A 15,703-nucleotide genomic window follows, 5' to 3' on the forward strand; every position below is an offset into this window, starting at 1 on the left:
ACTCGCAGGAGATAAAGGAAACACGATAAACGTAAGTGAATCGATGTTGACTTATCGTACGAAGAGGAAGGAAGTCATGCTAATCGCTATGAGCGGAAGCTAGAAAACCAAAAGTTAAGGCGATAAATAAGTACGCTTATTCATAGAAAGCTAGTTAAGTGAATAAGGGCGCACGGTGGATGCCTTGGCACTAGGAGCCGATGAAGGACGGGACTAACACCGATATGTCCCGGGGAGTCGTAAGTAGACGTTGATCCGGGAATTTCCGAATGGGGGAACCCACTGTTCGTAATGGAGCAGTACTTCTATCTGAATACATAGGGTAGAGGAGGCATACCCGGGGAACTGAAACATCTCAGTACCCGGAGGAAGAGAAAGCAAACGCGATTTCCTGAGTAGCGGCGAGCGAAACGGAATTAGCCCAAACCAGAAGGCTTGCCTTCTGGGGTTGTAGGACACTCCATTGGAGTTACCAAGAAATTCTTTAGATGAAGCGATCTGGAAAGATCCGCCATAGGAGGTAAGAGCCCTGTAATCGAAAGAGAATTTCCTCCGGAGTGGATCCTGAGTACGGCGGAACACGTGGAATTCCGTCGGAATCCGGGAGGACCATCTCCCAAGGCTAAATACTCCCTAGTGACCGATAGTGAACCAGTACCGTGAGGGAAAGGTGAAAAGCACCCCGGGAGGGGAGTGAAAGAGAACCTGAAACCGTGTGCCTACAAGTAGTCGAAGCCCGTTAATGGGTGACGGCGTACCTTTTGTAGAATGGACCGGCGAGTTACGATCGTATGCAAGGTTAAGTGGAAGACACGGAGCCGCAGCGAAAGCGAGTCTGAATAGGGCGACATAGTATGCGGTCGTAGACCCGAAACCGTGTGATCTACCCATGTCCAGGGTGAAGGTCAGGTAACACTGACTGGAGGCCCGAACCCACGTATGTTGAAAAATGCGGGGATGAGGTGTGGGTAGGGGTGAAATGCCAATCGAACACGGAGATAGCTGGTTCTCTCCGAAATAGCTTTAGGGCTAGCCTCAAGGAACGAGTACTGGAGGTAGAGCACTGATTGGACTAGGGGCCCTCACCGGGTTACCGAATTCAGTCAAACTCCGAATGCCAGCTACTTTGCCTTGGGAGTCAGACTATGGGTGATAAGGTTCATAGTCGAAAGGGAAACAGCCCAGACCGCCAGCTAAGGTCCCAAAGTATACGTTAAGTGGAAAAGGATGTGGAGTTGCTTAGACAACCAGGATGTTGGCTTAGAAGCAGCCACCATTTAAAGAGTGCGTAATAGCTCACTGGTCGAGTGACTCTGCGCCGAAAATGTACCGGGGCTAAACGTATCACCGAAGCTGCGGATTGTTCTTACGAACAATGGTAGGAGAGCGTTCTAAGTGCTGTGAAGTCAGACCGTGAGGACTGGTGGAGCGCTTAGAAGTGAGAATGCCGGTATGAGTAGCGAAAAAAGAGTGAGAATCTCTTTCACCGAATGCCTAAGGTTTCCTGAGGAAGGCTCGTCCTCTCAGGGTTAGTCGGGACCTAAGCCGAGGCCGAAAGGCGTAGGCGATGGACAACAGGTAGATATTCCTGTACCACCTCATGAGCGTTTGAACGATGGGGGGACGCAGAAGGATAAGGAAAGCGCACCGATGGATGTGTGCGCCCAAGCAGTGAGGAAGTCGAATAGGCAAATCCGTTCGACGATTTCAAGCTGTAACGGGGAGGGAAATAGAGTACCGAAGTTCCTGATTTCACACTGCCAAGAAAAGCCTCTAGTGAGTTCATAGGTGCCCGTACCGCAAACCGACACAGGTAGGCGAGGAGAGAATCCTAAGGTGAGCGGGAGAACTCTCGTTAAGGAACTCGGCAAAATGACCCCGTAACTTCGGGAGAAGGGGTGCTCCTCTGCCGAGGAGCCGCAGTGAATAGGCCCAAGCGACTGTTTAGCAAAAACACAGGTCTCTGCGAAGCCGAAAGGCGAAGTATAGGGGCTGACACCTGCCCGGTGCTGGAAGGTTAAGGGGAAGCGTTAGCACTTTTGTGCGAAGCGTAGAACCGAAGCCCCAGTAAACGGCGGCCGTAACTATAACGGTCCTAAGGTAGCGAAATTCCTTGTCGGGTAAGTTCCGACCCGCACGAAAGGTGCAACGACTTGGGCACTGTCTCAACGAGAGACCCGGTGAAATTATACTATGTGTGAAGATGCACATTACCCGCGACAGGACGGAAAGACCCCGTGGAGCTTTACTGTAGCCTGATATTGAATGTTGGTACAGCTTGTACAGGATAGGTGGGAGCCATCGAATCGTGAGCGCTAGCTTACGTGGAGGCATCCGTGGGATACCACCCTGGCTGTACGAACCTTCTAACCCAGGACCGTGATCCGGTTCGGAGACAGTGTCAGGCGGGCAGTTTGACTGGGGCGGTCGCCTCCCAAAAGGTAACGGAGGCGCCCAAAGGTTCCCTCAGAATGGTTGGAAATCATTCGCAGAGTGTAAAGGCAGAAGGGAGCTTGACTGCGAGACCTACAAGTCGAGCAGGGACGAAAGTCGGGCTTAGTGATCCGGTGGTTCCGCATGGAAGGGCCATCGCTCAACGGATAAAAGCTACCCCGGGGATAACAGGCTTATCTCCCCCAAGAGTTCACATCGACGGGGAGGTTTGGCACCTCGATGTCGGCTCATCGCATCCTGGGGCTGTAGTCGGTCCCAAGGGTTGGGCTGTTCGCCCATTAAAGCGGTACGCGAGCTGGGTTCAGAACGTCGTGAGACAGTTCGGTCCCTATCCGTCGTGGGCGTTGGAAGTTTGAGAGGAGCTGTCCTTAGTACGAGAGGACCGGGATGGACACACCGCTGGTGTACCAGTTGTTCCGCCAGGAGCATAGCTGGGTAGCTACGTGTGGCAGGGATAAGTGCTGAAAGCATCTAAGCATGAAGCCCCCCTCAAGATGAGACTTCCCATCACTTCAAGTGAGTAAGATCCCTCAGAGATGATGAGGTTGATAGGTTCGAGGTGGAAGCGTGGTGACACGTGGAGCTGACGGATACTAATCGATCGAGGACTTAACTAACTTCTTTTGGTTGTCGTTGAATGATCTCTTATTTAGTTTTTAGGGTACAAAAAAATCCTTGCATTTTCTCAGGAAACTGCATATAATATAACTTGTCCTTAAGAAGAAGGACGTTCTGAAACAACACAGAACGATCTACATCCTTTAGGTCTGGTAGCAATAGCGGAGAGGTCACACCTGTTCCCATGCCGAACACAGAAGTTAAGCTCTCCAGCGCCGATGGTAGTTGGGGCTTTGCCCCTGCAAGAGTAGGACGCCGCCAGGCATTATACTTAATTTTTAATTCAAAACGCAATTTATTTATGCGTTGCACATAGTGCATCGGAGGATTAGCTCAGCTGGGAGAGCACTTGCCTTACAAGCAAGGGGTCGCAGGTTCGAGCCCTGCATCCTCCACCATAAAGCCGGCCTAGCTCAACTGGTAGAGCAACTGACTTGTAATCAGTAGGTTGGGGGTTCAAGTCCTCTGGCCGGCACCATTTTCATTATACTTGTTAATTATGTACGAGTTATTAGTTCGCTAGAACTTCTAGAATTAAAAATTTATGAGCCATTAGCTCAGTCGGTAGAGCATCTGACTTTTAATCAGAGGGTCGGAGGTTCGAATCCTCCATGGCTCACCATAATAATATAATTTTGCGGGTGTGGCGGAACTGGCAGACGCGCTAGACTTAGGATCTAGTGTCTTCGGACGTGGGGGTTCGACTCCCTCCACCCGCACCATTCATAAAAATATATTGTATTGCGGAAGTAGTTCAGTGGTAGAACATCACCTTGCCAAGGTGGGGGTCGCGGGTTCGAATCCCGTCTTCCGCTCCAAGCCAAGCCGGGGTGGCGGAATTGGCAGACGCACAGGACTTAAAATCCTGCGGTGGGTTTCCACCGTGCCGGTTCGAGTCCGGCCCTCGGCACCATAAGCGCCCGTAGCTCAATTGGATAGAGCGTTTGACTACGGATCAAGAGGTTAGGGGTTCGACTCCTCTCGGGCGCGCCATTTTTTCGGGAAGTAGCTCAGCTTGGTAGAGCACATGGTTTGGGACCATGGGGTCGCAGGTTCAAATCCTGTCTTCCCGACCATTATATGGGGCCTTAGCTCAGCTGGGAGAGCGCCTGCCTTGCACGCAGGAGGTCAGCGGTTCGATCCCGCTAGGCTCCACCAATATTTGCTCTTTGAAAACTGAACAAAACAACCAGTATGTCAAGAGAAAAACATGCAACTGTTTTTTCTTGAAAATAACCAGAAGGAAACTTCTGGAGCAAGCTAAGACATCATAATTAACGGTGTTAATTATGAACAAACTTTTTTGGAGAGTTTGATCTTGGCTCAGGACGAACGCTGGCGGCGTGCCTAATACATGCAAGTCGAGCGCGGGAAGCAGGCAGATCCTCTCCGGAGGTGACGCCTGTGGAACGAGCGGCGGACGGGTGAGTAACACGTGGGCAACCTGCCTGTAAGATTGGGATAACCCCGGGAAACCGGGGCTAATACCGGATAATACTTTTCGTTGCATAACGAGAAGTTGAAAGGCGGCTTTTAGCTGTCACTTACAGATGGGCCCGCGGCGCATTAGCTAGTTGGTAAGGTAACGGCTTACCAAGGCGACGATGCGTAGCCGACCTGAGAGGGTGATCGGCCACACTGGGACTGAGACACGGCCCAGACTCCTACGGGAGGCAGCAGTAGGGAATCTTCCGCAATGGACGAAAGTCTGACGGAGCAACGCCGCGTGAGTGATGAAGGTTTTCGGATCGTAAAACTCTGTTGTCAGGGAAGAACAAGTGCCGTTCAAATAGGGCGGCACCTTGACGGTACCTGACCAGAAAGCCCCGGCTAACTACGTGCCAGCAGCCGCGGTAATACGTAGGGGGCAAGCGTTGTCCGGAATTATTGGGCGTAAAGCGCGCGCAGGCGGTCCTTTAAGTCTGATGTGAAAGCCCACGGCTTAACCGTGGAGGGCCATTGGAAACTGGAGGACTTGAGTACAGAAGAGGAGAGTGGAATTCCACGTGTAGCGGTGAAATGCGTAGAGATGTGGAGGAACACCAGTGGCGAAGGCGACTCTCTGGTCTGTAACTGACGCTGAGGTGCGAAAGCGTGGGGAGCGAACAGGATTAGATACCCTGGTAGTCCACGCCGTAAACGATGAGTGCTAGGTGTTAGGGGGTTTCCGCCCCTTAGTGCTGAAGTTAACGCATTAAGCACTCCGCCTGGGGAGTACGGCCGCAAGGCTGAAACTCAAAAGAATTGACGGGGGCCCGCACAAGCGGTGGAGCATGTGGTTTAATTCGAAGCAACGCGAAGAACCTTACCAGGTCTTGACATCCTCTGCCAATCCTAGAGATAGGATGTTCCCTTCGGGGACAGAGTGACAGGTGGTGCATGGTTGTCGTCAGCTCGTGTCGTGAGATGTTGGGTTAAGTCCCGCAACGAGCGCAACCCTTGATCTTAGTTGCCAGCATTTAGTTGGGCACTCTAAGGTGACTGCCGGTGACAAACCGGAGGAAGGTGGGGATGACGTCAAATCATCATGCCCCTTATGACCTGGGCTACACACGTGCTACAATGGATGGAACAAAGGGCAGCGAAGCCGCGAGGTCAAGCAAATCCCATAAAACCATTCTCAGTTCGGATTGCAGGCTGCAACTCGCCTGCATGAAGCCGGAATCGCTAGTAATCGCGGATCAGCATGCCGCGGTGAATACGTTCCCGGGCCTTGTACACACCGCCCGTCACACCACGAGAGTTGGTAACACCCGAAGTCGGTGAGGTAACCTTTTGGAGCCAGCCGCCGAAGGTGGGACCAATGATTGGGGTGAAGTCGTAACAAGGTAGCCGTATCGGAAGGTGCGGCTGGATCACCTCCTTTCTAAGGATAATTACGGAACGCGAACCATTCTTTACGAATGGTTTGTAAGGACATACTTGGTTGTTTGGTTCAGTTTTGAGAGAGTAAATGATGTCTCTCAAGGGTGAAAGGATCTTCTGTTAAGATCCGTCACGTCCTGTGACGAACGCAGAAGTCACCACATCCTGTGGAAGTTTGTACCTTGAAAACTAAATAAGAGTAACAACGACATCAAACTAAAAGCGGAAGCGAATGTTTAGCGATGTACAGACTGGACTGACTCGCAGGAGATAAAGGAAACACGATAAACGTAAGTGAATCGATGTTGACTTATCGTACGAAGAGGAAGGAAGTCATGCTAATCGCTATGAGCGGAAGCTAGAAAACCAAAAGTTAAGGCGATAAATAAGTACGCTTATTCATAGAAAGCTAGTTAAGTGAATAAGGGCGCACGGTGGATGCCTTGGCACTAGGAGCCGATGAAGGACGGGACTAACACCGATATGTCCCGGGGAGTCGTAAGTAGACGTTGATCCGGGAATTTCCGAATGGGGGAACCCACTGTTCGTAATGGAGCAGTACTTCTATCTGAATACATAGGGTAGAGGAGGCATACCCGGGGAACTGAAACATCTCAGTACCCGGAGGAAGAGAAAGCAAACGCGATTTCCTGAGTAGCGGCGAGCGAAACGGAATTAGCCCAAACCAGAAGGCTTGCCTTCTGGGGTTGTAGGACACTCCATTGGAGTTACCAAGAAATTCTTTAGATGAAGCGATCTGGAAAGATCCGCCATAGGAGGTAAGAGCCCTGTAATCGAAAGAGAATTTCCTCCGGAGTGGATCCTGAGTACGGCGGAACACGTGGAATTCCGTCGGAATCCGGGAGGACCATCTCCCAAGGCTAAATACTCCCTAGTGACCGATAGTGAACCAGTACCGTGAGGGAAAGGTGAAAAGCACCCCGGGAGGGGAGTGAAAGAGAACCTGAAACCGTGTGCCTACAAGTAGTCGAAGCCCGTTAATGGGTGACGGCGTACCTTTTGTAGAATGGACCGGCGAGTTACGATCGTATGCAAGGTTAAGTGGAAGACACGGAGCCGCAGCGAAAGCGAGTCTGAATAGGGCGACATAGTATGCGGTCGTAGACCCGAAACCGTGTGATCTACCCATGTCCAGGGTGAAGGTCAGGTAACACTGACTGGAGGCCCGAACCCACGTATGTTGAAAAATGCGGGGATGAGGTGTGGGTAGGGGTGAAATGCCAATCGAACACGGAGATAGCTGGTTCTCTCCGAAATAGCTTTAGGGCTAGCCTCAAGGAACGAGTACTGGAGGTAGAGCACTGATTGGACTAGGGGCCCTCACCGGGTTACCGAATTCAGTCAAACTCCGAATGCCAGCTACTTTGCCTTGGGAGTCAGACTATGGGTGATAAGGTTCATAGTCGAAAGGGAAACAGCCCAGACCGCCAGCTAAGGTCCCAAAGTATACGTTAAGTGGAAAAGGATGTGGAGTTGCTTAGACAACCAGGATGTTGGCTTAGAAGCAGCCACCATTTAAAGAGTGCGTAATAGCTCACTGGTCGAGTGACTCTGCGCCGAAAATGTACCGGGGCTAAACGTATCACCGAAGCTGCGGATTGTTCTTACGAACAATGGTAGGAGAGCGTTCTAAGTGCTGTGAAGTCAGACCGTGAGGACTGGTGGAGCGCTTAGAAGTGAGAATGCCGGTATGAGTAGCGAAAAAAGAGTGAGAATCTCTTTCACCGAATGCCTAAGGTTTCCTGAGGAAGGCTCGTCCTCTCAGGGTTAGTCGGGACCTAAGCCGAGGCCGAAAGGCGTAGGCGATGGACAACAGGTAGATATTCCTGTACCACCTCATGAGCGTTTGAACGATGGGGGGACGCAGAAGGATAAGGAAAGCGCACCGATGGATGTGTGCGCCCAAGCAGTGAGGAAGTCGAATAGGCAAATCCGTTCGACGATTTCAAGCTGTAACGGGGAGGGAAATAGAGTACCGAAGTTCCTGATTTCACACTGCCAAGAAAAGCCTCTAGTGAGTTCATAGGTGCCCGTACCGCAAACCGACACAGGTAGGCGAGGAGAGAATCCTAAGGTGAGCGGGAGAACTCTCGTTAAGGAACTCGGCAAAATGACCCCGTAACTTCGGGAGAAGGGGTGCTCCTTTGCCGAGGAGCCGCAGTGAATAGGCCCAAGCGACTGTTTAGCAAAAACACAGGTCTCTGCGAAGCCGAAAGGCGAAGTATAGGGGCTGACACCTGCCCGGTGCTGGAAGGTTAAGGGGAAGCGTTAGCACTTTTGTGCGAAGCGTAGAACCGAAGCCCCAGTAAACGGCGGCCGTAACTATAACGGTCCTAAGGTAGCGAAATTCCTTGTCGGGTAAGTTCCGACCCGCACGAAAGGTGCAACGACTTGGGCACTGTCTCAACGAGAGACCCGGTGAAATTATACTATGTGTGAAGATGCACATTACCCGCGACAGGACGGAAAGACCCCGTGGAGCTTTACTGTAGCCTGATATTGAATGTTGGTACAGCTTGTACAGGATAGGTGGGAGCCATCGAATCGTGAGCGCTAGCTTACGTGGAGGCATCCGTGGGATACCACCCTGGCTGTACGAACCTTCTAACCCAGGACCGTGATCCGGTTCGGAGACAGTGTCAGGCGGGCAGTTTGACTGGGGCGGTCGCCTCCCAAAAGGTAACGGAGGCGCCCAAAGGTTCCCTCAGAATGGTTGGAAATCATTCGCAGAGTGTAAAGGCAGAAGGGAGCTTGACTGCGAGACCTACAAGTCGAGCAGGGACGAAAGTCGGGCTTAGTGATCCGGTGGTTCCGCATGGAAGGGCCATCGCTCAACGGATAAAAGCTACCCCGGGGATAACAGGCTTATCTCCCCCAAGAGTTCACATCGACGGGGAGGTTTGGCACCTCGATGTCGGCTCATCGCATCCTGGGGCTGTAGTCGGTCCCAAGGGTTGGGCTGTTCGCCCATTAAAGCGGTACGCGAGCTGGGTTCAGAACGTCGTGAGACAGTTCGGTCCCTATCCGTCGTGGGCGTTGGAAGTTTGAGAGGAGCTGTCCTTAGTACGAGAGGACCGGGATGGACACACCGCTGGTGTACCAGTTGTTCCGCCAGGAGCATAGCTGGGTAGCTACGTGTGGCAGGGATAAGTGCTGAAAGCATCTAAGCATGAAGCCCCCCTCAAGATGAGACTTCCCATCACTTCAAGTGAGTAAGATCCCTCAGAGATGATGAGGTTGATAGGTTCGAGGTGGAAGCGTGGTGACACGTGGAGCTGACGGATACTAATCGATCGAGGACTTAACTAACTTCTTTTGGTTGTCGTTGAATGATCTCTTATTTAGTTTTTAGGGTACAAAAAAATCCTTGCATTTTCTCAGGAAACTGCATATAATATAACTTGTCCTTAAGAAGAAGGACGTTCTGAAACAACACAGAACGATCTACATCCTTTAGGTCTGGTAGCAATAGCGGAGAGGTCACACCTGTTCCCATGCCGAACACAGAAGTTAAGCTCTCCAGCGCCGATGGTAGTTGGGGCTTTGCCCCTGCAAGAGTAGGACGCCGCCAGGCGAACAAGAAGGAAGACTGAGTGAATTTTTTTACTCAGTCTTTTTTGTAGTCTAGGAGTTAATTAAATTTGATCCTGTGTATAAATATGGGCGTGTTGAGCCGCGTCCACCCGGCTCTAGCACCCAGAAACAAGGTAACTTCACGAATAACCCTAATCTAAGTCATCATCGGCTCGCAAGCTCACCGTGATTCCTTTACCTCCGTTGACTCGCTCCATTTGTTCTTATGTAAAATATTTGGCCAGTAGTATTATGATAAATAGCAAGGTTTAATCATATATATAAGAGAAAAATATAAAAAGATGCCACTATACCTTTTATTTAGATTCATGTAAAATGAAGGGAAAAATGGACAGGGGGGTGCGAAAATTGCAAGCTTTTTTAGACGAATTATTGGGTGATCATTTTTATCTTATTATGTTACGTGTATTAATTGCGTTAGTTCTTTCTGGGTTAATTGGATTTGAAAGAGAAGTAAAGAATCATTCAGCCGGTTTTCGCACACATATCTTAGTTGGGGTCGGAGCCTGTTTAATGATGCTACTTTCCTTATTTGGATTTGAGTCATTTATGGAGTATGATAACGTTCGATTCGATCCTGCGAGAATACCATCCTATGTAATAAGCGGGATAGGTTTTCTGGGAGCAGGAACAATTATTGTTTATGGTGGCGCAATTCGCGGTTTAACAACTGCTGCTTCCATATGGACAGTTGCTGGTATAGGGCTTGTGGTTGGTGCCGGCATGTACGCAGCTGCTGTTTTTACGACATTTATCATTTTACTAAGTTTAATTTTTCTTAATAATTTTGAGCGACTATTTACAAAGGGGGGGACTTCCCACTTAATTGAGATTGTCACCTTACCCGATCTAAAGGTGAATGAGCTTGTTTCAGCGTTGGAAAAATTCGATTTAACCATAAAAAAAGTAGAGATTATTAAAATAGAAAACGACTTGCGAAATATTTTTATTAAAATAGAAAGAAAGCCAGATCTAGATCGAATTTCTTTATTTGAGGAAATTTCTAAAGTAGATCATGTGAAAAATATATCTGAGCTTAAGTAAATGGGGCTGCTAGAAGAACTTTACAACATATAATATGGTGTAAGGTTCTTTTTTTAATAGAAGAAATGATAGAGATCTCGTTCATTCATAGGTTTCGTAATGGTGATTTTTGTCTAGAATAAACATAGAACAAGGTATTTGCATCTTCTCGATTTTGACGTATAATAAAGGTAAAGTCAAAGATAGTCAAAGTCAAAGGATGCAGCTAAAAAGGGGGTGGGCATATGAGTAATATTTCAGATGTGATAGAAAATTATTTAAAACAGATACTTCAGGCTAAAGGAAAAAATGTGATTGAAATTAAACGAAGCGAGATCGCTGATCAATTTCAATGTGTCCCCTCACAGATAAATTATGTGATTAATACGCGCTTTACTGTGGAAAAAGGATATATAGTGGAGAGTAAACGTGGTGGTGGTGGATATATTCGTATTATGCGAGTAATTCATCAAGATAAATCAGAATTAATCAATGAAATAATTGAAATGATTAATCCAACAGTTTCTCAACAAAAATCTGTCGATGTGTTAGAAAGGCTATTGGAAGAAAATCTTATTACAGAACGCGAAGCAAAAATTATGCTGAGTGCTATTGATAGAAATACACTCGCATTTCAATTGCCGTTACGAGATGAAATTCGTGCGCGCATACTTACAACGATGCTGAATACGCTAAAGTATTTGAATAAGTAGGGGGGAATGCAAATGGAATGCCAGGAATGTCATGAACGACCTGCTACACTGCACTTTACACAATTGATTCAGGGACAAAAGATGGAAGTGCATGTATGTAAAGTTTGTGCAAAAGAAAAAGGATATTTGACATATCCAGAAGATGGATATTCATTGCATAATTTACTTTCTGGGCTCTTTAACTTTGATACATCAAATATGGCGGGACCTCAAGGGTCAGCCTATCAGCAAGTAAAAGAGCTACAGTGTCCTAAATGTGAAATGACCTTCTCGGAATTCAAACAAATAGGGAAATTTGGATGTGCGCTTTGCTACGAAACGTTTAATCATCGTCTGGACCCTATTTTCCGACGAGTACATGCTGGTAATACAAAGCATAGCGGAAAAATCCCTAAACGCCAAGGTGGGGATTTGCATAAGAAGAAGCAAGCAGAAGAATTAAAAGTAAAACTAAAAACGCTGGTGGAGAATGAGGAATTTGAAGAGGCTGCTAAAATAAGAGATAAAATTAAAGCGTTAAATCATGCGCAAGATGATTCGGGAGCAGGTGATCATACATGACACTACAGCAATTTATGAATAAGGCTATTAGCCCTTGGATGAGGGAGGAAGGACCAGATAGCGATATTGTACTAAGTAGTCGTATTCGCCTTGCAAGGAACTTTGCAAATATTGCTTATCCAATTCTTGCTGAGCCAAATCAATTAGAAGAAATAAGGAATTTCTTTAAAGAGAAATATGAAAATCAGTCATTTAGCGAGTATAAGAATATTTCCTTTATTTCTATCCGGGACTTATCAGCAGTTGAGAAACGCGTATTAGTAGAAAAACATTTAATCAGCCCATTATTGGCAAAGCACTCAGAGTCAGCTGCAACACTTATTTCTGAGAATGAACAGGTGTCCTTGATGATCAACGAGGAAGATCATATTCGTTTGCAACTGTACTTTCCAGGATTTCAATTATCTAAGGCGTTGCAAAAGGCATTTGAATTTGATGATTGGTTAGAAGAAAAAATTAATTATGCCTTTGATGAAACAAGAGGATACCTTACGAGCTGCCCTACTAATGTAGGTACTGGGATGCGTGCATCTGTCATGATGCATCTACCAGCTCTTGTTTTAACAAAACAAATAAATCGTATGATACCTGCCATTAATCAGTTAGGGCTTGTAGTCCGCGGTATTTATGGAGAAGGTAGTGAAGCGCAAGGTAATATTTTTCAAATATCTAATCAAATTACACTTGGAAAATCAGAAGAAGATATTGTGGAGGATTTACAAAGTGTCGTAAAACAGCTCATAGAGCATGAAAGATATGCTAGAAAACAATTAATGGAGCAATCAAGTGACAAAATGGAGGATAGAATTTATCGTTCCTTTGGTGTTTTGGAATATGCTAGGATCATGGAGTCGAAAGAAGCTGCTAAATGCTTATCTAATGTACGCCTAGGAATTGATTTAGGCCTTGTGAAAAATGTTTCACGAAATATCCTCAATGAATTAATGATACTTACTCAGCCAGGATTCCTACAACAATATGCCAAAAAGACATTGACAGCGAATGAACGTGATATATTACGAGCATCACTTATTCGCCAACGTTTACAATTAGAGAAATAGATAGGAGGAATTTTTTATATGATGTTTGGACGTTTTACAGAAAGAGCACAAAAGGTGTTAGCTTTATCTCAAGAAGAAGCCGTACGATTAGGCCATAATAATATTGGTACAGAACATATCCTCCTTGGACTTGTACGTGAAGGAGAGGGGATTGCGGCAAAAGCATTGCAATCTTTAGGGCTGGAAATTTCAAAAATACAAGAAGAGGTTGAAAAGCTAATTGGTGTTGGCAAACAACCGATGCAGTCAATACATTATACACCCCGTGCCAAAAAGGTTGTGGAGCTATCTCAGGATGAAGCAAGAAAGCTTGGCCACTCCTATGTAGGTACAGAGCATATATTGCTTGGTCTTATTCGTGAAGGAGAAGGTGTTGCTGCTCGTGTATTAAATAATTTAGGTGTTAGCCTAAATAAAGCTAGACAACAAGTGCTACAATTGCTTGGAAGTAATGAATCCCAGGCTAACAGACAGGGGCGCGGTCAACAATCTAATGCAAACACGCCGACGCTTGATTCACTTGCTCGTGATTTAACGGTAAGTGCGAAAGAAGGTAATATTGACCCCGTTATTGGCCGTAGCAAAGAAATTGAGCGCGTTATTCAAGTGTTAAGTCGTAGAACTAAGAATAATCCAGTTTTAATTGGTGAACCAGGTGTAGGTAAGACTGCCGTAGCCGAAGGGCTTGCACAGCAAATTATTAATAACGAAGTGCCAGAGACATTACGAGACAAACGAGTGATGACACTGGATATGGGTACAGTTGTAGCGGGAACAAAATATCGTGGAGAATTTGAAGATCGATTAAAGAAGGTTATGGAAGAGATTCGCCAGGCTGGAAATATTATACTGTTTATTGATGAGTTGCATACATTAATTGGCGCAGGAGGGGCTGAAGGTGCGATTGATGCATCAAATATTCTAAAACCCTCATTAGCCCGTGGGGAGCTTCAGTGTATTGGAGCTACAACGCTTGACGAGTACCGTAAATATATTGAAAAAGATGCAGCGCTAGAACGTAGATTTCAACCTATACAGGTAGATGAACCGACGTTAGAGGAAACCGTCCAAATTTTAAATGGTTTACGTGATCGTTATGAAGCACATCATCGCGTGACGATAACCGATGAAGCGATTGAAGCAGCTGCAAGTCTATCTGATCGTTATATTACAGACCGCTTTTTACCAGATAAAGCTATCGACTTGATTGACGAGGCTGGATCGAAGGTACGCTTACGCTCCTACACGGTACCACCTAATTTAAAGGAACTAGAACAAAAGCTGGAAGAAGTAAGAAAAGAAAAGGATGCGGCTGTACAAAGTCAGGAATTTGAAAAAGCAGCATCGCTTCGTGATTCTGAACAACGACTTCGTGAAGAATTAGAAGAAACAAAGAATGAGTGGAAAGAAAAGCAAGGACAAACCGATTCGGAAGTAACTATAGAAGATATTGCTAGTGTCGTTTCTACATGGACTGGTGTACCGGTTTCTAAATTGACAAAGGATGAAAGCGAACGATTGCTGAATATGGAAGATACGCTTCATAATCGTGTGATTGGTCAAGAAGAAGCTGTGAATGCAATTTCGAAAGCTATCAGAAGAGCTCGTGCAGGCTTAAAAGATCCAAAACGTCCGATAGGTTCTTTTATCTTCTTAGGACCAACAGGTGTAGGGAAAACGGAACTTGCTCGAGCACTAGCCGAAGCAATGTTTGCTGATGAGGATGCTATGATTCGTATTGACATGTCAGAGTATATGGAAAAACATGCTACGTCTCGTTTGGTAGGTTCACCTCCTGGTTATGTTGGCTATGATGAAGGTGGTCAGCTTACAGAAAAGGTTCGTAGAAAGCCATATTCTGTTGTATTACTTGATGAAGTGGAGAAGGCACACCCAGAAGTATTTAATATTCTATTACAAGTACTAGAGGATGGCCGTTTAACTGACTCGAAAGGTCGCGTAGTTGATTTCCGCAACACGGTATTAATTATGACATCTAATGTTGGTGCAAATGAGTTAAAACGTAATAAATATGTCGGCTTTAATTTGGAGGAAAATGGTCAAGATTATAAAGATATGAAATCTAAGGTTACAGAAGAATTGAAAAAGGCATTTCGTCCAGAATTCTTGAACCGTATTGATGAGACCATCGTATTCCATTCATTAGAGAAAAAACATATGAAGAATATTGTAACGTTAATGATTGAACAGTTACAGCAACGGCTTAAAGAACAGGATATTGATTTTTCGTTAACAGATAAAGCGTTAGATAAAATTGCTAATGAAGGTTTTGATCCCGAATACGGAGCACGACCGTTACGCCGTTCGATTCAAAAAAATATCGAAGATCTCTTATCAGAAGAATTACTTAAGGAGACAATCCAAAAAGGTCAAAAAGTGAAAATTGGCCTGAATAATAAAGGTGAATTTATTATTCTTCCATAGACGATGATAAGCAAAAAAGTAGGGAAAGGGGCTATCCAAAAAGTAGCCTGTACCTACATAACTGGAATATACTCGCTTCTTGCATGAAATGGTTCAGCCTCCTATTGTGGGTACAACACTCATGTTAGGTCTGCAAACTGTTTCTCTTTCTGCAGGAGTCTTGTATATTCCAGTTTTCTTTATATAAATAAGTGTGAGACTAATCCTTTTCTTAAACGATTAGATAACATAAATACTGTATAGGTACTCGAGGCCATGCATATTCTTTTGTTTGTGGGGAAAAAGTCACTTAGGAGTATAGCGTAAATGAATAAGGTATTCATGTTTTTTAGTAATAAGGAACGATTC

5 protein-coding genes, 9 tRNA genes and 5 rRNA genes are annotated in these 15,703 nt (G+C 46.2%); all 19 read left to right on the forward strand.

Going from position 1 to position 15,703, the window contains the following annotated elements; all coding sequences use genetic code 11:
- Positions 1–152: 152 nt before the first annotated feature.
- Positions 153–3,071: ribosomal RNA gene (locus D9782_RS05415) — 23S ribosomal RNA — on the forward strand.
- Between the two features lie 149 nt (positions 3,072–3,220).
- Positions 3,221–3,336 (forward strand): 5S ribosomal RNA (gene rrf, locus D9782_RS05420).
- Between the two features lie 58 nt (positions 3,337–3,394).
- Positions 3,395–3,470, forward strand: a tRNA-Val gene (locus tag D9782_RS05425).
- Positions 3,471–3,474: 4 nt separating this feature from the next.
- A tRNA-Thr gene (locus D9782_RS05430) sits at positions 3,475–3,550 on the forward strand.
- Positions 3,551–3,618: 68 nt separating this feature from the next.
- Positions 3,619–3,694, forward strand: a tRNA-Lys gene (locus tag D9782_RS05435).
- Positions 3,695–3,709: 15 nt separating this feature from the next.
- Positions 3,710–3,794: transfer RNA gene (locus D9782_RS05440), tRNA-Leu, on the forward strand.
- A gap of 21 nt (positions 3,795–3,815) precedes the next feature.
- Positions 3,816–3,890 (forward strand) — tRNA-Gly (locus tag D9782_RS05445).
- Between the two features lie 6 nt (positions 3,891–3,896).
- Positions 3,897–3,985 (forward strand) — tRNA-Leu (locus D9782_RS05450).
- A gap of 3 nt (positions 3,986–3,988) precedes the next feature.
- Positions 3,989–4,065: transfer RNA gene (locus tag D9782_RS05455), tRNA-Arg, on the forward strand.
- A gap of 6 nt (positions 4,066–4,071) precedes the next feature.
- Positions 4,072–4,148, forward strand: a tRNA-Pro gene (locus D9782_RS05460).
- Positions 4,149–4,154: 6 nt separating this feature from the next.
- Positions 4,155–4,230: transfer RNA gene (locus D9782_RS05465), tRNA-Ala, on the forward strand.
- A gap of 142 nt (positions 4,231–4,372) precedes the next feature.
- A 16S ribosomal RNA gene (locus D9782_RS05470) occupies positions 4,373–5,938 on the forward strand.
- A gap of 410 nt (positions 5,939–6,348) precedes the next feature.
- A 23S ribosomal RNA gene (locus D9782_RS05475) occupies positions 6,349–9,267 on the forward strand.
- Positions 9,268–9,416: 149 nt separating this feature from the next.
- Positions 9,417–9,532, forward strand: a 5S ribosomal RNA gene (gene rrf, locus D9782_RS05480).
- The 16S, 23S and 5S rRNA genes sit together here with 9 tRNA genes alongside, the layout of an rRNA operon.
- A 416-nt stretch (positions 9,533–9,948) precedes the next feature.
- Positions 9,949–10,596, forward strand: a complete 648-nt coding sequence (locus D9782_RS05485) for an MgtC/SapB family protein (protein ID WP_371414009.1) — start codon at positions 9,949–9,951, stop codon at positions 10,594–10,596.
- A gap of 224 nt (positions 10,597–10,820) precedes the next feature.
- Positions 10,821–11,288, forward strand: coding sequence for a CtsR family transcriptional regulator (locus tag D9782_RS05490; RefSeq protein WP_026680206.1), 468 nt, complete (start codon positions 10,821–10,823; stop codon positions 11,286–11,288).
- A gap of 12 nt (positions 11,289–11,300) precedes the next feature.
- The gene (locus tag D9782_RS05495) at positions 11,301–11,849 is read left to right on the forward strand and encodes a protein-arginine kinase activator protein McsA (protein WP_026680207.1); all 549 of its coding nucleotides are present in this window, start codon (positions 11,301–11,303) and stop codon (positions 11,847–11,849) included.
- Complete coding sequence (locus D9782_RS05500; protein WP_121604285.1) at positions 11,846–12,910, forward strand: protein-arginine kinase McsB; 1,065 nt, start codon at positions 11,846–11,848, stop codon at positions 12,908–12,910. Before D9782_RS05495 ends, D9782_RS05500 begins: the two co-directional genes overlap by 4 nt.
- Positions 12,911–12,928: 18 nt before the next feature.
- Complete coding sequence (gene clpC, locus D9782_RS05505; RefSeq protein ID WP_026680209.1) at positions 12,929–15,355, forward strand: ATP-dependent protease ATP-binding subunit ClpC; 2,427 nt, start codon at positions 12,929–12,931, stop codon at positions 15,353–15,355.
- Positions 15,356–15,703 lie beyond the last annotated feature (348 nt).

The sequence above is a fragment of the Virgibacillus sp. Bac332 genome (genome assembly GCF_003667785.1).
GTDB classification, from domain to species: domain Bacteria; phylum Bacillota; class Bacilli; order Bacillales; family Amphibacillaceae; genus Virgibacillus; species Virgibacillus salarius.